General features: G+C 66.3%; 21 protein-coding genes. 12 read left to right on the top strand and 9 right to left on the bottom strand.

Translation table 11 applies throughout. The features are described 5' to 3' along the window. Positions 1 to 199, top strand: a 199-nt coding sequence (locus AB7U46_RS10080; RefSeq protein ID WP_428336839.1) for a hypothetical protein, incomplete at its 5' end; no start/stop codon positions are given. A 14-nt stretch (positions 200 to 213) separates the two neighbouring features. After that, a complete protein-coding gene (locus AB7U46_RS10075; protein WP_428336838.1) occupies positions 214 to 465 on the top strand; it encodes a hypothetical protein in 252 nt (83 codons plus the stop codon). A 52-nt stretch (positions 466 to 517) separates the two neighbouring features. Here AB7U46_RS10075 and AB7U46_RS10070 read toward each other — a convergent pair whose 3' ends face one another. The 5 genes from AB7U46_RS10070 to AB7U46_RS10050 are packed head-to-tail and all read right to left on the bottom strand — an operon-like array spanning position 518 to position 5,855. Beyond that, positions 518 to 1,966, bottom strand: a complete 1,449-nt coding sequence (locus AB7U46_RS10070) for an oligosaccharide flippase family protein (RefSeq protein WP_428336837.1) — start codon at positions 1,964 to 1,966, stop codon at positions 518 to 520. Continuing rightward, positions 1,963 to 2,973: a hypothetical protein gene (locus AB7U46_RS10065; RefSeq protein ID WP_428336836.1), complete on the bottom strand. Its 1,011-nt coding sequence runs from the start codon at positions 2,971 to 2,973 to the stop codon at positions 1,963 to 1,965. Before AB7U46_RS10065 ends, AB7U46_RS10070 begins: the two co-directional genes overlap by 4 nt. Beyond that, on the bottom strand, positions 2,973 to 3,656 hold the full coding sequence (locus AB7U46_RS10060) for an HAD family hydrolase (RefSeq protein WP_428336835.1): 684 nt from the start codon (positions 3,654 to 3,656) through the stop codon (positions 2,973 to 2,975). The genes AB7U46_RS10065 and AB7U46_RS10060 overlap by 1 nt, the downstream gene beginning before the upstream one ends. Further along, positions 3,653 to 4,345: a cytidylyltransferase domain-containing protein gene (locus AB7U46_RS10055; protein ID WP_428336834.1), complete on the bottom strand. Its 693-nt coding sequence runs from the start codon at positions 4,343 to 4,345 to the stop codon at positions 3,653 to 3,655. The genes AB7U46_RS10060 and AB7U46_RS10055 overlap by 4 nt, the downstream gene beginning before the upstream one ends. Position 4,346: 1 nt before the next feature. Continuing rightward, positions 4,347 to 5,855, bottom strand: coding sequence for an aldolase catalytic domain-containing protein (locus AB7U46_RS10050; protein WP_428336833.1), 1,509 nt, complete (start codon positions 5,853 to 5,855; stop codon positions 4,347 to 4,349). 566 nt (positions 5,856 to 6,421) lie between these two features. Between AB7U46_RS10050 and AB7U46_RS10045 the strand changes: the two genes are divergently transcribed. Next, positions 6,422 to 7,033, top strand: a complete 612-nt coding sequence (locus tag AB7U46_RS10045) for a hypothetical protein (RefSeq protein ID WP_428336832.1) — start codon at positions 6,422 to 6,424, stop codon at positions 7,031 to 7,033. A 10-nt stretch (positions 7,034 to 7,043) separates the two neighbouring features. Next, positions 7,044 to 7,667, top strand: coding sequence for a hypothetical protein (locus tag AB7U46_RS10040; protein ID WP_428336831.1), 624 nt, complete (start codon positions 7,044 to 7,046; stop codon positions 7,665 to 7,667). Positions 7,668 to 7,672: 5 nt separating this feature from the next. Here AB7U46_RS10040 and AB7U46_RS10035 read toward each other — a convergent pair whose 3' ends face one another. Further along, a complete protein-coding gene (locus AB7U46_RS10035; RefSeq protein ID WP_428336830.1) occupies positions 7,673 to 8,659 on the bottom strand; it encodes a hypothetical protein in 987 nt (328 codons plus the stop codon). A 139-nt stretch (positions 8,660 to 8,798) separates the two neighbouring features. On the opposite strand from AB7U46_RS10035, the gene AB7U46_RS10030 reads away from it, so the two are divergent. Both AB7U46_RS10030 and AB7U46_RS10025 read left to right on the top strand, forming a co-directional pair. Further along, complete coding sequence (locus tag AB7U46_RS10030) at positions 8,799 to 9,434, top strand: hypothetical protein (protein WP_428336829.1); 636 nt, start codon at positions 8,799 to 8,801, stop codon at positions 9,432 to 9,434. Continuing rightward, positions 9,431 to 10,420 (top strand): hypothetical protein, encoded by a 990-nt coding sequence (locus AB7U46_RS10025; protein WP_428336828.1) that lies wholly within the window; start codon positions 9,431 to 9,433, stop codon positions 10,418 to 10,420. The genes AB7U46_RS10030 and AB7U46_RS10025 overlap by 4 nt, the downstream gene beginning before the upstream one ends. Positions 10,421 to 10,600: 180 nt before the next feature. On the opposite strand, the gene AB7U46_RS10020 is transcribed toward AB7U46_RS10025, so the two are convergent. Continuing rightward, complete coding sequence (locus AB7U46_RS10020) at positions 10,601 to 10,789, bottom strand: heavy-metal-associated domain-containing protein (protein ID WP_428336827.1); 189 nt, start codon at positions 10,787 to 10,789, stop codon at positions 10,601 to 10,603. Positions 10,790 to 10,958: 169 nt separating this feature from the next. Between AB7U46_RS10020 and AB7U46_RS10015 the strand changes: the two genes are divergently transcribed. Both AB7U46_RS10015 and cueR read left to right on the top strand, forming a co-directional pair. After that, on the top strand, positions 10,959 to 13,442 hold the full coding sequence (locus AB7U46_RS10015; RefSeq protein ID WP_428336826.1) for a heavy metal translocating P-type ATPase: 2,484 nt from the start codon (positions 10,959 to 10,961) through the stop codon (positions 13,440 to 13,442). After that, positions 13,439 to 13,855 carry a Cu(I)-responsive transcriptional regulator gene (gene cueR / locus AB7U46_RS10010; RefSeq protein ID WP_428336825.1) on the top strand — a complete coding sequence of 139 codons (417 nt, stop codon included), beginning with the start codon at positions 13,439 to 13,441 and terminating at the stop codon, positions 13,853 to 13,855. Before AB7U46_RS10015 ends, cueR begins: the two co-directional genes overlap by 4 nt. A 14-nt stretch (positions 13,856 to 13,869) precedes the next feature. Here cueR and AB7U46_RS10005 read toward each other — a convergent pair whose 3' ends face one another. Further along, positions 13,870 to 14,688 (bottom strand): sulfotransferase family protein, encoded by an 819-nt coding sequence (locus AB7U46_RS10005; RefSeq protein WP_428336824.1) that lies wholly within the window; start codon positions 14,686 to 14,688, stop codon positions 13,870 to 13,872. A gap of 149 nt (positions 14,689 to 14,837) precedes the next feature. Between AB7U46_RS10005 and AB7U46_RS10000 the strand changes: the two genes are divergently transcribed. Both AB7U46_RS10000 and AB7U46_RS09995 read left to right on the top strand, forming a co-directional pair. Continuing rightward, the gene (locus AB7U46_RS10000) at positions 14,838 to 16,412 is read left to right on the top strand and encodes a DUF5928 domain-containing protein (RefSeq protein ID WP_428336823.1); all 1,575 of its coding nucleotides are present in this window, start codon (positions 14,838 to 14,840) and stop codon (positions 16,410 to 16,412) included. Positions 16,413 to 16,423: 11 nt separating this feature from the next. Next, positions 16,424 to 16,801, top strand: coding sequence for an HIT domain-containing protein (locus AB7U46_RS09995; protein ID WP_428336822.1), 378 nt, complete (start codon positions 16,424 to 16,426; stop codon positions 16,799 to 16,801). 222 nt (positions 16,802 to 17,023) lie between these two features. Here the strand turns inward: AB7U46_RS09995 and AB7U46_RS09990 are convergent, their stop codons facing one another. Continuing rightward, positions 17,024 to 17,956, bottom strand: coding sequence for an ABC transporter ATP-binding protein (locus tag AB7U46_RS09990; protein ID WP_428336821.1), 933 nt, complete (start codon positions 17,954 to 17,956; stop codon positions 17,024 to 17,026). A 72-nt stretch (positions 17,957 to 18,028) separates the two neighbouring features. Here AB7U46_RS09990 and AB7U46_RS09985 point away from each other — a divergent pair, with 72 nt between their 5' ends. Both AB7U46_RS09985 and polA read left to right on the top strand, forming a co-directional pair. Continuing rightward, positions 18,029 to 18,229: a zinc-finger domain-containing protein gene (locus AB7U46_RS09985; RefSeq protein WP_428336820.1), complete on the top strand. Its 201-nt coding sequence runs from the start codon at positions 18,029 to 18,031 to the stop codon at positions 18,227 to 18,229. Between the two features lie 121 nt (positions 18,230 to 18,350). Beyond that, positions 18,351 to 21,209: a DNA polymerase I gene (gene polA, locus AB7U46_RS09980; protein WP_428336819.1), complete on the top strand. Its 2,859-nt coding sequence runs from the start codon at positions 18,351 to 18,353 to the stop codon at positions 21,207 to 21,209. Positions 21,210 to 21,258 lie beyond the last annotated feature (49 nt).

Genomic DNA, 21,258 nt, shown 5'->3' with positions numbered 1-21,258 from the left:
CAACGAGCCCGCCTCCAAGTCGCTGGCGCAATCGGGCCTGACCACGCCGGGGCAGGCGGCCTTTCTCGGCGCGATGAACAACGTGGGGACGCCGCTTTCGTATTTTGGCGGGCGGTTCTACGGGCTGGTCGAAACCGCGACCATCCCGAGCGATGCCGACAAGGCCGTGATCCGCGCCTGGCTCGCGGCGCGCATCTGAGGAGGGCGCAACAGATGACCGCAATTTTCGTCGAGAGTGAAAACCTGTCGGATGCGGAAAGGGTGATCGGGAGCCAGTTCACCGTTCCGCTGTCCGCCGATGGCAGCGAACCGGCCTCGCATTGGGGCTGCAACTGGGAAAACTGTCCCGCCACGGTTCTCGAGGCTTTGGTGGGAGTGACCGGCTGCACCATTGCCGAAAGCTGGCCGGCGGGGCTCGAGGTGACCGGACTTGCGGTCATCCGGGCGCGTCCAGACGAGCTCTAGCCTCCGGCCGGAGCCATGTTCCGGGACGGCCTGATGCCGCAGGGCTTCCCCTTCATCCCCTGACGATCCTCTTGAGGGTCATCAGCGGGAGAAGGGTCGCCCCCCGGGTCGGCAGGGCGACGGCGACACAGATCGCCAGAAAGACCGCAAGGCCGACGGCCAGCCGCGCCACGGGCGGGGCGACGAGCGCGGCAAGCTGTTCCGCGCCCCAAAGCGCGATCGCGGCGATCACGATCATCGGCAAGGCCTGCGCCAGCGCCTTTCCCAGCGCCCGCATCGGAATTTGCAGAAGTCTGGCCGTGACGACTTGCGTCACCACGGCCTTCAGCACAAATGCGACCAGCATCGCAACGGCGACGCCGGCAAGCCCCTGGCGGCTGCCCAGCATCGCGCCGGCGACCACCACGACCGTCGCCCCAAGTTCGATCCAAAGCGCGAGGCCATACAGGCCCATGCCCTGAATCAGCATCATCTGCAGCCGCGCGATGACCGTGAAGGTCAGCATCAGCGACAGCAGCGCGAAGGGCGTATCGGCCTGGCTCCAGCCCGGGCCAAAGGCGATGCGGATGATCTCGGGGGCGAAGCCGAACATGAACAGGCTGAACGGCGCCATCAGCAGCAGCATCGCGGCGCTGATGAGCGGCAGGAGCTCGCGCAGACGCTCCTTGTCGTCCTGCTTGCGGGAAAAGGCGGGGAAGAACACCCGCGTCAGGATCTGGTCGAACAGCCGGTTCCCGCGCACGATGAGATCGGAGGCGCGACCGTAGAACCCCACCGGAGAGGCGCCCATCACCCGGCCGACGATCAGCCGGTCGAGGTTGAACTGCAGCTCCAGAAGCAGGTTGGCGCTCATCAGCGGGAGGCTGGAGCGCGCCATCTCGATCAGCGACGGGCGGTCGGTGATCAGCGTCAGCTCGCGGCGGACCGAAAGCGCGAGGCTCGCGGCGCGCAGCACCGATTGGGTGAGAAAGGCGGCCACGAGCGACCAGATCCCATATCCCAGCCAGGCCATCGGGATGCCGACGAGGTAATAGCCCACGATATAGGAGCCGATGTCGATCAGGGTCAGCAGGCGCACGTTGATATCGCGCTGCAGCAGGCGCGCGCCCACCACGCTGAGCCCGTTGACCGGGAAGCCCAGGGCGACGAAGAGCAGGGGCGCAGCCAGATCCGGCATATGCATGAACGCGGCGAATGCCCCGCGCGCGGCGATGATCGCGGCGGCGACGATCACGCTGACGCCGGCCGCGATCCAGATCGCGGCGCCGACGGTGACGGGTTTCAGCACCCGGTGCTGCACGATCGACGGGCCGACCCCGCCGAAGGAGATCAGCTCCGCGACATAGACGACGACCATCACGATGGTGAAAACGCCGAAGGCGTCCGGCGCGATGATCCGGGTCAGGATCGCGATCGGAACGAACTGGACAAGCGCCTTGACGACATTGCCGAGCGCCACCCAGACCGCGCCATGCGCGGCGCGTTGCGCCAGGCCGCTCACGATGCGGCTCCGGCCTCGGCCGGGGCAGCGGCGGACAGGCAGGCTGCCAGCGCCTCTTCCGTCAACGCCTTGACCGGAAAGCGATCGGTCGAGCGCAGCGCCCGATCATAGGAACCCAGGGCGAAATGCTGCGGAATCCAGTAGCTTTTCGAGAATTTCTGCAAATCGAGCAGGGTGGTGGAGAAGGGCGAGAGATAAAGCCTGTAGTCGGTGTCCAGGCAATGCTGCAGCGAGCCGCCCTCGGGCTTTTCGATGCCGAACCTCGGACCGTCGAGCGCGGCGCCGATGGCGGCGATCTCTTCCGCCCCCTCGCGCGGATGTGGCAGATAGACCACCGGCACCGGCGCCATCTCGACCAGTTTGCCCAGCGCCTTGATGTAATTGCCGCGCGTGATGTGGCCATCGGCCACCAGAACGTTGGCGACGAAGGCGATGGCCTCGCGGGGCTGGTTGCGGCCTTCGGGGATGCGCATCCGCAGATTGCATTTGTCGAAGCGGTCGCGCACCGTGATCCTGTCGCGCGGCAGCCGCAGCAGGAAAGGGTGCCCGGGATAGAAGCCGCAGGCGATCTGCACCATCCGCCGCAGCCGGAACAGATAGGGGTTGTTCATGTCGACGTAATGCATGACCCCCTCTTCCCAGAGCTCGAAACGCTCGATCCCGAAATGGTCGATCAGCGCCAGTTCCAGCGGTTCGTTCTCGAGGAAGAGGATGATGCGCGCCGGGGTCAGGGCCGCGATCTGGGCGACCTTCTCGCGCGTGTAACGGCGATTGGCGGCAAAGATCCGGGGAAGGTTCCACTGGCCCCGCCCGGGGCGGATCTCGCGGCCGATCGCGATCAGCTTTTCGGCGGGAAAGCTGCGCAGCAACTGCGCGCGCATGAACTCCTCGCGGAACAGGATGTGATCGACCTGCGGGTAATTGTCGGCGAGAAGCTTGATGTGAAGAAAGTTTCTTGGAAAGGCGACCGTCGGTCCGTTCGCGTCTGGAACAATTGTATCGGGCATCAGGGCATGGCGCTCCGGGTTCGGGTCTCCAGTGCGAAGAGATCCACGAGTTGGGACGCCTGTTCGATCACCGGAAGGCCCCGTGCCTTGGTATAGATCGGCCAATCGGCGAACTCGCTCCAGTTCGAGGCGAAAACGAAGGGAATGCCGAATTTTTCGGCGGCGACGTGGTCATACCGGCTGTCGCCGATGAAGACCGCGCGCTCGGGAACGACTCCCCCCGAAATCAACCTCTCGAGGATCACTTCCTTACTGTCGGGGCTGCCGAAGATGCCGGCATCGAACAGCCGGTCGAGGCCGCGCGCCGCGAACACCTCGCGCAGCTCCGCCTGATCGCCGCCCGAGACGATACACCACCGGCTGTCGGGGACGCGGGCCCGCAACGCGTCGAGGCCCGGGGTGACGGCACAGGATCTCAGCCCCGCGCGCACCGCCCCGGCATAGGCCGAGAGCAGGCCCTCGAGCGCCGCGTCGGTCACTTCGGTCTTCAGGATGTCGGTCAGGAAATGGCGGAACTTGAGGTAACGCGACACACCGCCATTGGCGGTGTGATAGGTGACCATCGCCTCGGCCGCCGCGGCGCCAAAGGGCAAGGTCGCCTCCCGGAAGGCCTCCGTCTTGACGCGATTGGAGTCGAGCACGACCCCGTCGCAGTCGAAGAGAAACGTGTCCGGAACCGTCACAGCGTCGCCAGCCCGGCCGAGATCATCTGCTCGCCAAGTGCGAAATCCTCCGGCCAGTCGATATCCATGCCGACGATCTTGTCCATGCCGAACTTGAACGGGGTCTGGCCGATCCGGTCAGCCTGTTCGCTGTAGACCGAGGACGGGGCGATGAAGGCCGCGCTGTTGATCTCGTGGATCGGGGCAAGCGTCTGCGTGCGAGGCCATTTTTCTTTGGCTCGGTCGTAGTTTACCGGGCCGTCCTCATTCCACAGGAAGCCATGGATCACATTGGTCGACATCAGGGAGTCATAGCCTTCGCCCTGTTTGGCGAAATAGGTCTCGATCATTTCGTCATAGAGGGCCGCTCCGACGAAGGGCGAGGTGACATGGGTCCAGAGAATATGCCGGTCGGGTCCGACAAGTTCGAGCGCATGGGCCACCAGATCGTCGGTGCTCGTCGAACTGGACGACAAGTCCTCGCAGCGCTTGTGCGGGATGATCTTGCCCGCCCCCAGCGTCGCCGCGAAGTCGAGGATTTCGTCGTCGTTGGTGGAAAGATGCACCGCTTCGACACGTTCGGCGCCGAGAAGCTGACGCAGCTTGATTTCGATCAGCCCGTGCTCGATCCCGGCGAAGGGCTTGATGTTCTTGCGCGGGATCCGCTCGGACCCTTTGCGGCACGGCAGGAAAACGGAAACGGAGGTCATCTCAGAATCTCCCGTAGATCGACGCGGTCGCGATCTTGTGCCGGGTCGGCGTGATCGCCAGAAGCGGCAGCCCCTCGGCGGCCTTGTAGACAGAGAGGATGTCATCCGTCTCGGCGGTGCGCGGATCGTCGGCGAGATAGCCGTCGAACCCCGCCATCAGGATGCGCCGGGCCTTGCCGCTGTTGGCGAGCGCCAGCGCATAGGCCAGCACGAGGAAGGTCGGGCTCTTGCAGGAGGTTTCGTCGAAGACGAAGCCGTCAGCGCTGATCTCCATGCCGAAGTCCAGCACCTCCTTGCCGGAGAGGGCCTCGCGCAGGTCGTCCGGCAGCGCGGCAAACGGCGTCACCAATGGCTGCGGCAGGTTGAGCAGGTCTTCCCAGTCGGCCAGCATCCGGACCGGATGCGAGGCCAGCCGGAGGTCGATCATCTCGGGCGCGATGCCCGATTGGGTGTTGAGCGCGAGCACCACCGGCCTGTGCTTGCCCACATAGGCTTCGAGCGCGGTGCGATAGTGCCGCACGCCGGGGCCGGAGCCGAGGATCAGCACCTCGCGCCCTTCCATCAGCGCTTTCGGCGCCCAGCTGCCGCGGGCCGGGGCATGGTAGAAATCGCGCGCGCCATGCAGCCGCTCGGCGCTGTATTTCTGCGCGTCCCCCTGGCGCAGGTGGTCGATGACCGCGAGGATGTCCTCCTCGTTGTAGCGCGGATCGCCCAGCATTTCCTGAATGTAGGTCGGGTGGATGTTGTATTTGCCCGAGAGGAAGTAATAGGGGTTGCTGCCCCAGCCGTGCTGCGCCTTCATCGGGCCGAAATAGCTGTTGATCAGCTCCATCATCGGCACGAAGCTGGCCCCGCCGCCGCGCAGCGCGTCGAGTTCGATCGCCAGTTCCTCGGTGCGCGCATTGCCGGGGCCGCGCCCCATGCCGGTGACCGTGGCGTCGAGCCAGGTGGCCCCGGCGTCAAAGGCGCGCATCGTGTTTTCCAGCGCCAGCCCCATGTTGTCATGCGTGTGGATGCCGATCGGCCCCGCCCATTTCTGCCGCATCAGCGTGACGATGCTCGCGGCCTGTTCGGGGCGCATCCCGCCCATGCTGTCGGCGAAATAGAGCGCCTCGATCGGGTAGGCGCCGGCCTGCTCGGCATACCAGAGGATTTCTTCCTCGGTGCGGTCGGAAATCTGCATGAGGTTCAGCCCGACCCGGTAGCCGCGCGCGCTCAGCCAGCGCGTCGCCGGCAGGATCGCCTCGATTTCGCGCAGATGGCAGGCGATGCGGACGAGCGAGACGGGCGTCGTCTCGGCGTGTTCGGGGAACAGCAGCTCGAGCGAGGGGAGCAGGCCGAGATCGGTCAGCAGGTCCGCCCCGTTCACCATGACGCCGATGGTGAGATCGGACGGCGGGGCGATCTGGCGAATCCAGTCGTCGGTTACATAGGCGCAGGGCCCCTTGAAACCGGTGTTCTTCAGGAACCGGAAGCCGACCTCGACGATGTCGACCTTTGCGGCCCGCATGGCCTGAAAGTATTTCTGGACAATCTCTTCGGGGAAGTCCCAGGCGTTGTAATAACCGCCGTCTCGAAAGGTACAGTCAAGCAGGATTGGTCTCATGAGATCCACTGTCCAATGTCTGAATTTATAGGGTGAAGCGCTTAGAACAATCCAGAATCACCCCTTCTGAAGTGAATGCGCATTGCGACTTGGGAAAATTCTAGGAAATTACATCTTTGATGTGAAGGGGGGCGGGATTTCCCTCGCGGGCTGATGCGCAGATGGCGCGGTTGCCGCCGGTCTCGCCATCCGCCGGCCCCCTGGGATCCGTCGACGAAACCTCGGGGCGTCGGTCCGAAGGCCCGGCCGGAGAAGGGCCGCCGCGCAGGAGCGCGCGCCGCAAGGCACGCCCGGCGCCGCGGCCAGGCGCTCGATCAGGCGGTGCCGCAAGAGGAGCTGCGCCACGGGACGGGCGGGCGTGATCCGTCCGGCGCGGGACGCCGGTCAATTGCCGCACATGGTGCCTTTTGTCTTGATCGCCCGCAGCCGATCGCCAATCATCGCGGCAGTTCTTTCACAGGAAGTTTCGCATGAAATCCCATAGTCTTCTCGCCGGTATGGCCCTTTGCTCCGCCCTGGCCGCGCCGGTTTTCGCGCAATCGCTCTCGCCCGCCGACATCCTCGCCAAGGTCGAGGAGAAGACCAAGGTGACGAACGGCTATCAGGATCTGCTGAACGATCCCGACCCCGCGCGCTCGATGGCGGCGATGGAGGTGATGCTGGACTCGGGCGATGCCAAGCTGCAGCGGATGGCGCTGGAATACGGGCTCTACAGCCCCAATCCTCAGGTGCGCTATCTGGCGCTGAAGGCGTTTTTCGATGGGCAGCCGGTGCTGCGCATGCGGATTGATGGATCGAAGGTGAAGGAGAACTTCGAGTATCACATCGATAGTCTTGGCGGCAGTATTGACTCGGCAAAGATGGGATTCCTGAGCATGCCGGTCGGCGAATTCATTCCCGATCAGTCCTGTTACGTTCGCAGAGATAGAAATGATTGCCTGGTTCGGATTTCGGAAACTGAGATTTCAATCAGTCTTCTGAGTGGCAACTGGTTTCCGGTGACGCTCAACGATCAGGGGCAACTGGTCGGTGAGGTCGGGTTTGAACCGCCTGCGCCTGTGACGATTCCGGTCTCGAACTGAGGAGAAACGGATGCGTAATTTCCTTCCCCTCGCGCTGCTCGCCAGCTTGCCCTCGTTGGCACTGGCGCAATCCCTCTCGGTGGCCGATCTGCAAAAGCAGATCGACGCCGAGGTGAACAAGGGCAACGAATACACCGCGCTCCTGAATGACCCCGATCCCAAACGCGCTCAAGCTGCGATGAAGGTGATGCTGGGCTCGGGTGACCCCGATCTGATCTCGATCGCGCTGGATTATGGCCTTTACAGCCCCGATCTGGCGGTGCGCGGTGCGGCCGTCAAAGGCTTGCTTGACAGCAAGCCGCGGCTTGACGTGTTCCTCACCATGACCGATCCGAACAACGGATTTCAGAAAGCCATGGATTACATGTTCAAGACCGTGCCGAATGCCGAGGGGATCGCCCCGGTCCCAATTCTCGTGACCGGGTATGACGCGCAGCTGGACTGCTATCTTGGTGAGTTCAGAGAGGTCGAAACCAAGGGCGACAAGTGCTTCCTTCAGGTTCGCCCGGAGACAATCCGTGCGCGGCTGGGGTATGGGTGGAGCGAGGTCCGCCTGAACGATGACGGTGGCTTGATTGGTGACGCGCGTCTGAGTAACGGCCAGATGGCCCCGGTCCGCATCCAGCTGCACTGACGCTTTCAGCGAAAGCTCACCGCATCCATGCCGATCTCGGGCCGGTCCCAGCCGGAGCGGATCGTGACGAAGACCCACAGCACCCGCGTGCCGGAAATCGCCACGTCGAGCACACCGTCCGGCGGCATCTGCCCGGAGAAGACGTTGCGCGTGCGGGCGCCATCGGGCGCGGTGGAAACGTCGATCTGGATGTCGCGCGGCAGGCCCGCCGGCCCCTCGGCCTCGGCGGTGAGGCGCAACCCCGAGAGCGTGACCACCTTGCCCTCGGCGGCGCGGAAGGCGATGCGATTGGGCCTGGTCAGCGTGAAGACATAGCTGCCCGGGCCGGTCAGATTCTCTTCCGCGAACTGGGGCGCGGCGGGCGGCAGGGTCGCTCCGATCACCTCGAAGGGGAGCGCGTTCGGCTCGGGCCGGGCGGTGGCGGGGGTCTGCGCTTCGGCATAGCCCGCACGCCGCGCCACGCGCCGGGCGACGTTCTGATAGATCTCCTCGATCCGGATGAAACGCGCCTCGGTGGCCGAAAGCGCCTCGGTCACCATGCCCACGGGACGCTCGGCATCGAACAGGAACGCCCCGCTCGTGCCCTTGAACAGCTCGCTCCTGCCGTCGGTCAGCCGCGCATCGAGCGTGAGGTAGTCGCTTTTCGTCACGATCATGTCGAGCCGTTCGGGCTCGCCCGAGGGGCGCAGCCGCATCAGTTGCAGCCGCGCGCCGGTCTCGGGCTGGATCTCGGTGTTCAGCGCCGAAAGCGGCGTGGTGCAGCGCTTCTCGATCGCGCCGCGCGCCACGCCGATCGCCATATCCATCCCCGGCCAGAACGGGGTTTCGACCGTCGCGCTGGAATGCACCACGGGGGCCGCGGAATACAGCGTGACGCGGCGCTGCCCGCCGGCCACGTGACGCGGCATGATCACGTAGCACAGGCCGCCGTCGCGGAAGATGAGCCCCTGGCCGCGCTCGGTTCCATTGTCGATGGTGACGCTTTCGGCCATTGCCGCTAGGCAAGACAGGAGGGAGTGGGCTAGAGTGAATGCCAGCGCAACGAAAAAGCGTTTCTCGATCATGTTTCAAAAAACTTGTCTTGTTCTGTCTCTGCTTCCGACTATCGCCGCAGCCGAGCCGGCAAGTAAAGTGACGCTGATCGAAAATCCGTTCAACGAGGTGGTGCGCAAGGGAACCGAGATTTCCGGCGCGCGGCTGGTCGGTTTTCTGGCGGCGCCGCAGGGCCGCCCCGAGGGCGATGCGGTCGCGGTTGCCGCCGCCATCCCGCCCGATTGGCAGGGGCAGGAGCTTTGCCTGAAAATCGTTTCCGCGGACGGTCTTTACGAGTCGCGCAATGCCTATCGGGTGGCGCCGGGCTGGTCGGGAGGACGCACCGCGCTGAGCTATCCGAGCACGCATGCGCGGGAGGCGCTGGCCTATCCGGGCAGCCAGATCGCCGGGCTCGTCTCGCTTGGCGATTGCGGGCAGCCGCAGGCGCAGGTGGCCCCGATCTACTGGGGCCGCAATGCCGCGGGCGGGCTTGCGGTATTGCTCAACACCGCGCGTTCGGACGAAACCTTCCTGACCTTCCCCGATCAGCCCGATCAGGACGACGTCACCTGCGAACCGGTGGCGACGGAACTCCGCACCGCCTTCGACACGCGCTGCGATCTCCCCGCCGCCCTCGCCGCGCGCGGCGAGATCGAGGCGGTGGTGATCTCGTTCAAGAATGGCGAGATGGGACCGGAAGAACGGCTGACGCTGCGGTTCGGGGCCGCGCCTTGAACGGCGTGCCCCGGTTCGCCTCGCCCTTGCGCCTGCTGCGCGCGCTGCGGGCCGCCACGGTTCTCTCGGTCGCGGCCGGCCTGCTGGCGGCGCTCGCCTTCGTGCTGCTGGCCGCCGGAATCGGATCGCGGCAAAGTTTCATCATCGACGCGCAGACCACCGGGGCCGTCGTCACCTTCAAGGGATCGACCAACGATTGGGCGCTCGGGGCCGCGACGCTCTGCGTGCCCAAAAGGATGGACCTCGCCCGGGCGCGGGGCGCGGGGCCCTGCGACGCGCGCCGTTTCGACGAACGCAACGCGGCCGATCTGCGCCTGAGCTGGCCGCCCGGGGCCGTGGTGCGGATCTCCTCCCCGGCGGTCGGGAACATCGTGCTGACGCTGCTCTCGGAGGGGGAATGGCCAAAGGAGACCCGCATCATTCTGCCCGACGGCGCGCTTTCCAGACTTGGCGCCCTCAGCTTCTACGGGCATGCGCGTGTCGGGCAGCCCGCGGTTTCGGGAGAACAGGATCTGTTGCTCGCGGGGAGTTACGAGGCCCGCGAACGTTCGCTGTGGTCGCGCAACACCGAAGTTCTGCGCAGCGGGGAGCTGCGCCGCGGCGAGAGCGTCGAGATCCTGCGCAACGGGGCGGACGGGGCGCCGCCGGCCAACGAGTTCGGCCATATCACCGCGGAGGCCCCCGATGCGCCCGGGTTTCACGTCAGCATCGCCTCGGAGGCGGGCAAGCCGGTGCTGCGGCTGGTCAATTATGGCGGCGTCGCCACCACGACGCTCGCGCCGAACTGGATCGACCGCGCGCTGCACAACTCGCTCATCCTCGCGCTCGCCCTGCTGTTGCCGCTGGCGCTGAGCGTGGTGCAGTTTCTGGTCGCGAGCGGGCGGATCGAGGGGCCCTCCCGTCGCGAATGGGCGTCGGTTCATCCCGCCCCCGCGGCGCAGGTTTCCGCCGAGAAGGGCGAGGCGCTTCGGGACGGAGAGGGCTGAGGCCGCGGGGTAGGGGGCATTTGCATCGTCCCGGGCGAGAGCCGCAGTCCGCCCCTCGATCCCCGCGCTGCGAGGGCTGGGCCTGTAACGGCATGATTTGATAAGAAATATCCTCCAGGCCCGAGGGGCGGCGCAGACCGCTTCCGCCGCCTGCCTTTGGCCGTGCCGCCTGTCGCCCGCTCAGCTCGGCGCGAAACCGGCCTCGGTCAGCGCCGCGACCAGCGCCGCGCGCGGGGCCTCGGTCTTCACCTCGACCCGGTGCGAGGGCGGATCGGCCTGCACCTCGGCCGTCGGATCGACCGAGTGGATCGCCTTCGTCACGCCGCGCGCACAGCCGCCGCAGGTCATGGTTTCGATGTGGAATTGCATGGGCCCCTCCTTGGGATTGTCGCTCATGCCTGTCCAGATGGGGCTTCCCACCGTGGCAAGGTCAAGAGGGGGCAAGGTCAGGAGGGACGCGTCCAAATCCCCCTCTTGACCTTCCCATCATGGGAACCACTATCTCTGCCCGCGGATGACTTCACCAAAGGATGCCGACATGACAGGGCCCGCCGCTTCCCCCGCCTCCTCCAGCGACAAGGTCACGCTCGACATCGAGGGGATGACCTGCGCCTCCTGCGTGTTGCGGGTGGAAAAGGCACTCAAGGCCGCCCCCGGGGTCGAGAGCGCGGCGGTCAACCTCGCCACCGAGCGGGCCGAGATCGCGGGCGCCGGGCTCGACCGCGACGCGCTCGTCAAGGCGGTCGAGGCGGCGGGCTATGATGTGCGCCCGCAAACCGTCGCGCTCGAGGTCGGGGGGATGACCTGCGCCTCCTGCGTGGGCCGGGTGGAACGCGCGCTCGCCGCGGTGCCCGGCGTCACCGGCGCGAGCGTCAATCTCGCGACCGAGCGCGCGCAGGTGACGGGCGGCGTCGAGGCGCAGGCGCTGATCCGCGCGGTCGAGGCCGCGGGCTACGAGGCGCGGCTCGCCCCCGCCGAGGGTGGGAGTTCGACGGTGCAGACGGTCGCGCGCAAGGCCGAGGAGGAGGCGGGGCTGAAGCGCCACCTGATCCTTGCGGCGCTGCTCGCGCTGCCGGTTTTCGTGCTCGAGATGGGCTCGCACCTCTTCCCGCCTTTCCACGCGCTGGTGATGGCGACGATCGGCGAGCGGGCGAGCTGGCTCTTGCAGGCGGCGCTCACCACCGCGGTGATGGCGGGGCCGGGGTGGCAATTCTACCGCAAGGGGCTGCCGGTGCTGCTGCGCGGCGCGCCCGACATGAACAGCCTCGTCGCGGTCGGCACGCTCGCCGCCTGGGGCTATTCGCTGGTGGCGACCTTCGCGCCCGGCCTGCTGCCGCCGGGCACGGTGAACGTCTATTACGAGGCCGCCGCCGTCATCGTCACGCTGATCCTCTTCGGTCGCTGGATGGAGGCGCGCGCCAAGGGCCGCACCTCGCAGGCGATCCAGCGCCTCGTCGGCCTTCAGCCGCGCACGGCGCGGGTGCGGCGCGAGGGCGCGCTGCGCGAGATCCCGGTGGCCGAGCTGCGCGCGGGCGACGAGATCGAACTCCGCCCGGGCGAGCGGGTGCCGACCGACGCGGTGGTGACCGAGGGCACGAGCTGGATCGACGAGAGCATGATCACCGGCGAGCCGCTGCCCGTCGAAAAAGTCGCGGGCAGCGCGGTCACCGGCGGCACCGTGAACCAGACCGGCGCGCTTGTCTTGCGCGCGACCGCGGTGGGCCAGGCGACGATGCTCGCCCAGATCATCCGCATGGTCGAGGAGGCGCAGGGCGGCAAGCTGCCGATCCAGGGGCTGGTCGACCGCGTCACGCTCTGGTTCGTGCCGGCGGTGATGGCGCTCGCGACGCTGACCTTCCTCGCCTGGCTGATCTTCGGGCCGAGCCCGGCGCTGAGCTTCGCGCTGGTGAACGGGGTCGCGGTGCTGATCATCGCCTGCCCCTGCGCGATGGGCCTCGCCACGCCGACCTCGATCATGGTCGGCACCGGGCGCGGCGCCGATCTCGGCATCCTGTTCCGCCGCGGCGAGGCGCTGCAAAGCCTGCAGGAGGTGCGCGTCGTCGCGCTCGACAAGACCGGCACGCTGACCGAGGGCCGCCCGCAGCTCACAGATCTGAGCCTCGCGCCCGGGTTCGACCGCGCCACGGTTCTGGCCGCGGTTGCGGCGGTCGAGGCGAAATCCGAACATCCGATCGCCCGCGCGCTGGTGCAGGCGGCCGAGGAGGAGGGCCTGACCCTGCCGCAGGTGCGCGGCTTCGTCTCGCAGACCGGGCTTGGCGTTTCGGCGCGCGGCGAGGCGGGGCGGATCGTGGTGGGGGCGGATCGGCTGATGACCGGGCGCGGGCTCGACATCGCGCCGCTCGCCGCCCAGGCGCAGGCGCTGGCCGAGGCCGGCAAGACCCCGCTTTACGCCGCGATCGGGGATCGGGTGGCGGCGGTGCTCGCGGTTGCCGATCCGATCAAGCCCACGACCCCCGCGGCGATCGCGGCGCTGCATGGGCTCGGCCTCAAGGTCGCGATGATCACCGGCGACAACGCCCGCACCGCGCAGGCGATCGCGCGCCAGCTCGGCATCGACGAGGTGGTGGCCGAGGTGCTGCCCGAGGGCAAGGTGCAGGCGATCGAGCGGCTGAAGGCGGCGGGCAAGCTCGCCTTCGTCGGCGACGGCATCAACGACGCGCCGGCGCTGGCCGCGGCCGATGTCGGCATCGCGGTCGGCACCGGCACCGACATCGCGATCGAGGCCGCCGACGTCGTGCTGATGTCGGGCCGCCTCACCGTGGTGCCCGAGGCGATCGCGCTCTCGCGCGCGACGATGGCGAATATCCGCCAAAACCTGTTCTGGGCCTTCGCCTATAACACCGCGCTGATCCCGCTTGCGGCCGGCGCGCTCTGGCCCGCCTTCGGCATCCTGCTCTCGCCGGTCTTCGCCGCCGGGGCGATGGCGATGTCCTCGGTCTTCGTGCTGGGCAATGCGCTGCGGCTGAAGCGTTTCGCCCCGGTGACGGGAGGCGCGCGATGAATATCGGCGAAGCGGCCAGGGCCTCCGGCGTCTCGGCAAAGATGATCCGCTATTACGAATCGATCGGGCTGATCCCGGCAGCGGCGCGCAGCGCGGCGGGCTATCGCAGCTATGGCGCGCGCGAGATCCAGATCCTGCGCTTCGTGCGCCGCGCCCGCGATCTCGGCTTTCCGGTGGCGGTGATCGAGGAGCTTCTCGCGCTCTGGAGCGATCAGCATCGCCACAGCAGCGACGTGAAGCGGCTGGCGCTCGATCACGTCGCCACGCTCGAGCGCAAGATCGCCGAGATGCAGGCGATGGCCGACACGCTACGCCATCTGGCCGCGGCCTGTTCCGGCAGCGACCGCCCCGATTGCCCGATCCTCGAAGACCTCGGCGGCGGCCCGGACGCCTGCTGCGGCAAGGCGCCCTAAGCCCTCAGCCCGCGTCAGTCGCCAAGCTTGGCATGCACCTCGTCGAGGTCGATCTCGCCGATCGGCATCTTGTTGTCGGGATCGTCGAAATCGTATTGGAAGAGCTGGAAGTCCTTCTTGTAGATCTCCCAGATCAGGTGCCGCGAGAGGTCGTCGAAATAGGCGCTCACCGGATGGGCGCGCTTCGGCCCGTGGCCCTCGCTCTCGTTGAACTTGGGGATCTTCTTCAGATCGACCTTCTGCGGCGTCTTCACATGGTCGAGCACGACCTGCATGCCCTCGTTGAACTTCTCGGTGAAGAAGATCTCGTCGTATTTGCCGCCGTTCACGATGAAGGTCGAGATATGCCCCGACATCGCCGACCAGTGGATGTCGGGCTCCATCGGGCGGCGCCAGCGGATGGTGTCGCGCGCGAAAAGCAGGAAGCGGCGGAAGGACTTCACCTGATCGAACTCGAACCCGTCCTCGGGCGAGCCGACCTCGATGCCGTATTTCTGAATGAGCTGCGGCACCAGATTGCCGCGGTAGCGCTTGCCGTTGCGCTGGATCCCCGCGATCTTGTCGAAGAACGAGGAGAGGATCCGCGCGTAGGGGTTGCGCACGCAGGTGAAGGAATAGCTCTTGTGCCCCTTCACGTTCTGCTCGATCGGCTTCTGGCTCTCCGGCTGCGACCATTTGTGCAGCCCGGCGGTCGAATCGTGGATGTCACCGTCGAAGAAGGTGCCGTGATCGGAATAGAACATGATCTGCCCGATCGAGGAGCAGGCGCATTTCGGAACGACCCGATAGACCATGCTTTCGCTTTCGGTCATCCAGGTGCCGGGAAAACCCATGATACTCAGCCTCCTTGAGTGGCGGTCGCACGCGCAGATGCCACTCCTTAATATTTAATCCTTAAAGATCAAAGAACCTCTGTTTTTTCAATGTCCTTTGACGTTATCAAGGCAGATAACGAGTGTACTGCGGACGGCCTGTTTCCAAAATGGCAAAAATCGCCTTCATCCTGCTGACCCACAAGGATCCCGAGGGGATCATCAAGCAGGCGGAGCGGCTGACCGAGACGGGCGATTTCGTCTCGATCCATTTCGACGCCCGCGCGAAACCCTCCGACTTCCAGAAGCTGCGCGACGCGCTCGATCCGAACCCCTCGGTCACCTTCGCGAAGCGACGGCTGAAATGCGGCTGGGGCGAATGGAGCCTCGTCGCCGCCACGCTCGAGGCGGTGAAGGCCGCGGTCGAGGCCTTCCCGGAGGCGACGCATTTCTACATGCTCTCGGGCGATTGCATGCAGATCAAGACCGCTGAATTCGCCCATGCCTATCTCGACGCCGAGGATGTCGACTATATCGAGAGCTTCGATTTCTTCGCCTCGGACTGGATCAAGACCGGGATGAAGGAAGACCGGCTGATCTATCGCCACTGGTTCAACGAGCGCAATCACAAGTGGTGGTTCTACCAGAGCTACGACTGGCAGAAACGCCTCGGCCTCACCCGCAAGGTGCCCGAGGACATCCAGATGATGATCGGCTCGCAATGGTGGTGCCTGCGGCGGCGCACGATCGAATGGGTGCTCGATTTCTGCCGCACGCGGCCCGACGTGATGCGCTTCTTCCGCACGACCTGGATCCCAGACGAGACCTTCTTCCAGACCGTCGTGCGCCATGTCGTGCCGGAAAAGGAGCTGCGCACCCGCACGCTCACCTTCCTGATGTTCACCGATTACGGCATGCCGGTGACCTTCTACAACGACCATTACGACCTGCTGCTGGCGCAGGATTTCCTCTTCGCCCGCAAGATCAGCCCCGACGCGACGGAGTTGAAGGCGCGGCTCGGCGATCTGTGGCACCAGACGGGGGTCTCCTTCCCGATCTCGAACGAGGGGCGCTCGCTCTTCACCTTCCTCTCCGGCCGCGGCCGGATCGGGCGCCGTTTCGCGCCCCGTTTCTGGGAAACCGAATCGAGCCTCGGGCGCGAGCGCACGCTGATGATGATCGTGTGCAAGAAATGGCATGTCGCGAAACGCCTCGTCGACCAGATCCGGGCGCGCACCGACATCGCGGCGGTGGAATATCTGTTCAACGAGGCGGGCGGGCTGCCCGATCTCGGCGGCATCGAGCGCACGCTGGAAAAGCGCAACCGCCACCGCCGCGCGCTCCTGCGCATGCTTTTCGACCATTTCCAGACCGACCGGCTGGTGATCTGCCTCGACCCCGCCGCCTTCGAGGTGATGCAGGATTTCACCTCCGACAAGGCGGTGACGCGGGTGCTCGAGATCGAATGCGACTTCACCGACGACTATCTGATCGGCCATGCCCGCCGCGTCGGCCTCGCCGGCGAAAGCACGCCGCAGGAGGTGATCGACCGGCTCCTGCCGACGGTCCGCTACGATCTGCGTTTCGAAAGCGACCGGATGCGCGATGCCCGCTTCCCGAGTTTCCAGCGGGTGCGGCAAAGCGTGAGTGCGGCCGAGAACGCCATGCCGCTCGCGCGCTTTCTCGGCGTCGATCCGGAGGTTGCGCAGCAGATCATGGCGACCGATTATCTCTTCGTCGATTAAGGAGATTCCCCTTGGCCTACGCCTATGACCCGCAAAACATCTTCGCCCGCATCCTGCGCGGCGAGATCCCGAACAAGACCGTGCTGGAAACCGCGCATACGCTCGCCTTCCGCGACATCGCGCCGAAGGCCCCCGACCATGTGCTGGTGATCCCGAAGGGGCCTTACGTCACCTTCGACCATTTCTGCGCCGCCGCCTCGGAGGCAGAGATCGTCGACTTCACCCGCACCTGCGCCAAGGTCTGCGAGATCCTCGGCGTCGAGGATAAGGGCTTCCGCGCGATCACCAATGCGGGCGAACACGGCGTGCAGGAAGTGCCGCATTTCCACCTGCACATCCTCGCCGGCCGCCCGCTCGGCCGCATGCTGGACATGTCCGAGGCCGAGTGAGCCAGATCCCCGCCGCCGCGCCCGTGGCGATTGCGGAGCCTCCGGCGGGGATATTTTAACTCTATAGAAACCAGGATCCGCCAATCTGGGGGCACGGTACAGGCGGGGACGCCGATGACCGTCTCTGTAGAAGCGAAAGCGCCCTGACCCACCGGGCAACCGCGGGGCTCAGGGCGCGGCGCGCTTGTTTCTACAGAGCTGAAATATCCCCGCCGGAGGCTCTTACCGCCCCGAGGTGAGCGCGACGAAGACGTCCTCCAGCCGCGGCTGTTCCGTCGCCACGTCGCGGATCGCCACGCCGCCCGCGCGCAGCGCGTCGAGCACCGCCTCCGCCGTTGTGTCGCAGCGCCGGTAGTGGAAGGCGAGCCGCCCGCCCGCGCGGCGCTCCATCGTGACCCCCGCGGGCAGGGTGAGCGTGTCGGGCACCGCACCCTCCGGCTCGATCACCAGCGCCTTCCGGTCCATCCGGCCCAGCAGTGCGGCGGTGGTATCGCGCACGATCAGCTCGCCATGGGTGATGATCGCGATCTCGTCGCACATCGCCTCCGCCTCCTCGAGGTAATGCGTCGTCAGGATGATCGTCATCCCCTCGGCATTGAGCCGGCGCACATTCGCCCAGAGCATCGTGCGCAGCTCGATGTCGACCCCCGCCGTCGGCTCGTCGAGCACGAGGATCTGCGGCCGGTGCACCAGCGCCTTGGCGAGCAGCAGCCGCCGTTTCATCCCGCCCGAAAGATTGCGCGCATAGGCCTCGGCCTGATCCGTCAGCCCGACGAGGGCGAGGATCTCCTCGGTCCAGCGCTCCGCTTTCGGCACGCCGTAAAGCCCCGCCTGCACCTCGAGCGCGGCACGCGGCGAGAAGAACGGATCCATGTTCAGCTCCTGCGGCATCACCCCGATCGCGGCGCGGCTCTGACGCGGGTTCACGTCCTGATCGAAGCCCCAGATCGTGACCTTGCCCGCCGTCTTCCGCACGAGCCCGGCGAGGATGTTGATCAGCGTCGATTTCCCCGCGCCGTTCGGGCCAAGCAGGCCGAAGATCGACCCCGCCGGGATGCTCAGATCGACGCCTTTCAGCGCCTCCTTCGGCGTCGCCCTGCCGGCCCCGGCATAGGTCTTGCGCAGCCCCGTGATCTCGATCGCCTGCCGTTCCACTTGCCCTGCCTTTCCGGATCGCTCATAGTGCCGCGGACGCGGCCTTTGGCCGCAACTTATCCGGAGCCGAGAATGACCGCCACCGCCACCGCCCCGAAACCGCCGGAAACGCAAGTCGTGACCACGTGGAAAGTCGCCTGCGACGGCGGCGAGGGGGCGCTCGGCCATCCGCGCGTCTGGCTCACGCTCTCGCGCGAGACGGGCGAGGTGGAATGCCCCTATTGCGACAAGAAATATGTGATCGACCGCGCCCATGCGCATGACGATCACTGAGACGCAGGCCCCTGAGCCCTGCGCTCGGGTCTGATCGGGGCGGCCTTCGGGCCGCCTTTTCGTTTCGCGGGTTCCGATGCCGGCCGGGCTGTGGCAGAACGGGGCAAAACGGGAGGCCCATATGAGTTTCGGCAAAGGCTGCCATCTGCATCTGATCGACGGCTCGGCCTTCATCTTCCGCGCCTATCACGCGCTGCCGCCGCTCACGCGCAAGTCCGACGGGCTGCCGATCGGCGCGGTGGCGGGCTTTGCCAATATGATTTTCCGCTATATCGAAGACGCCAAGGGGGCCGATGCGCCGACCCATGCGGCGGTGATTTTCGATTATTCGTCAAAGACTTTCCGAAACGAGATCTATCCCGCCTACAAGGAGAACCGCCCGCCGCCGCCCGAGGATCTGCGCCCGCAGTTCCCGCTCACGCGCGAGGCGACGATTGCCTTCAACATCGCCTGCAAGGAGATGGAGGGCTATGAGGCCGACGACATCATCGCCACCCTCTCGCGGCAGGCGCGCGAGGCGGGCGGGCGCGTCACCATCATCTCCTCCGACAAGGATCTGATGCAGCTCGTCGGCGGCGGGGTCGAGATGCTCGACGCGATGAAGAACCTGACGATCGGCCCGGACGAGGTCGAGGCGAAATTCGGCGTCGATCCGGGCCGCGTGATCGACGTGCAGGCGCTCGCGGGCGATTCGGTCGATAACGTGCCGGGCGCGCCGGGCATCGGCATCAAGACTGCGGCGCAGCTCATTCAGGAATATGGCGATCTCGAAACGCTGCTCGCCCGGGCGGGCGAGATCAAACAGCCCAAGCGCCGCGAGACGCTTCTGAATTTCGCCGATCAGATCCGGGTGTCGAAACGTCTCGTGACGCTCGACGCCCATGCGCCACTCGATTTCACGCTCGACGATCTCGAGGTGCGCGAGCCCGATCCGGCGCAGCTGATGGCCTTCCTCAACAGGATGGAATTCCGCACGCTGACGAAGCGGGTGGCGGACAAGTTCGGCCTCGAGGCGCCGGTGGCGACCGAGGTCGCGCGCGGCGACGCCGCCGCCGCGGCCTGGGCCGACAAGGCGGCGCCCGGCCGGAAGATCACGGCGCAGGCGGCGCCCGAGGCGCCCTTCGACACCGCGGCCTATGTGAAGATCACCGATGCCGCGACGCTCGGGAAATTCCTCGATCAGGCCCGCGCGCGCGGCTGGATCGCGGTCGATACCGAGACCACGAGCCTCGACGAGATGCAGGCCGATCTCGTCGGCATCTCGCTTTGCGTCGAACCCGGTCAGGCCGGTTACCTGCCGCTTGGCCATAGCGTGGGCGGCGACGATCTCTTTGGCGGCGCGGCCCCGGTGCCGGGGCAGATGGATCGCGCGGCTGCATTAGCGCTGCTTAAGCCGGTGCTCGAGGATGAAGCGATCCTCAAGATCGGCCAGAACATGAAATACGACTGGAAGATCTTTGCCCGGAACGGCATCCGCATCGCGCCCCTCGAGGACACGATGCTGATGAGCTATGCGATGTTCTCGGGGCTGCATGGCCACGGGATGGATGCGCTTTCCGAGGAATACCTCGGCCATCGCCCGATCCCGATCAAGGAGCTGATCGGTTCGGGCAAGGCGCAGGTGACCTTCGACAAGGTCGATGTCGACAAGGCCGTGGCCTATGCCGCCGAGGACGCCGACATCACCCTGCGGCTCTGGCGCCGCTTCCGCCCGATGCTCTCGCCGGCGCAGGTAACCACCGTTTACGAGACGCTCGAACGCCCGATGGTCGAGGTGCTGGCCGAGATGGAGATGGCGGGGGTGAAGGTCGACACCGCGGTGCTCGCGCGGATGTCGAATGTCTTCGCGCAGCGCATGGCGGGGCTCGAGGACGAAATCCAGGCGATCGCGGGCGTGCCCTTCAACGTCGGCTCGCCGAAGCAGCTCGGCGAGATCCTCTTCGACCAGATGGGCGTCGAGGGCGGGCAAAAGGGCAAGACCGGCGCCTGGGCGACCGGCGCCGATGTGCTCGAGGATATCACCACGCTCGAGGATACCAATCCGAAGGCCGCGCAGCTGGCGGCGAAGGTGCTCGACTGGCGGCAGATCGCCAAGCTGAAATCGACCTATACGGATGCGCTGCAAACCCATGTGAACCCCGATACCGGGCGGGTGCATACGTCGTACAGCATCGCCGGCGCCAACACCGGGCGCCTCGCCTCGACCGATCCGAACCTGCAAAACATCCCCGTGCGTTCGGACGAGGGGCGCCGCATCCGCGAGGCCTTCGTCGCCACGCCCGGCCATCGCATCGTCTCGCTCGACTATTCCCAGATCGAGCTGCGCATCCTCGCCCATGTCGCCGATCTGCCGGCGATGAAACAGGCGTTCAAGGACGGTATCGACATCCACGCGATGACCGCCTCGGAGATGTTCGGCGTGCCGGTCGAGGGCATGGACCCGATGATCCGCCGGCAGGCGAAGGCGATCAATTTCGGCGTGATCTACGGGATTTCGGGCTTTGGCCTCGCGCGCAACCTGCGCATCCCGCGGGCCGAGGCGCAGGGCTTCATCGACCGCTATTTCGAGCGTTTCCCCGGCATCCGCCAATATATGGACGACACCGTCGCCTTCGCGAAGGAGCACGGCTTCGTGCGCACCCTCTTCGGGCGCAAGATCCACACCCCCGAGATCGGCGACAAGGGGCCGCGCGCGGGTTTTGCCAAACGCGCCGCGATCAACGCGCCGATCCAGGGCGCCGCGGCCGACGTGATCCGCCGCGCGATGATCCGCATGCCCGCCGCGATAAGGGATCTGCCGGCGAAGATGCTCCTGCAGGTGCATGACGAGCTGATCTTCGAGGTCGAGGAGGGCGCGACCGAGGCGCTGATCGCCGCCGCCCGCGCGGTGATGGAGGGCGCGGCCGAGCCTGTCGTCAAGCTTTCGGTGCCGCTCATCGTCGATGCCGGGCAGGGCGCGAGCTGGGCCGAGGCGCATTGACGTTTTTCGCGCGCCTGTGGATGGTGCGGATGCCTCCGGCGGGGATATT

It is taken from the genome of Paenirhodobacter sp. (genome assembly GCF_050177655.1).
Classification (GTDB): domain Bacteria; phylum Pseudomonadota; class Alphaproteobacteria; order Rhodobacterales; family Rhodobacteraceae; genus Rhodobacter.
The sequence above is the reverse complement of the archived record's forward strand: the minus strand, read 5'-3'. Positions and strand labels throughout refer to the sequence as shown.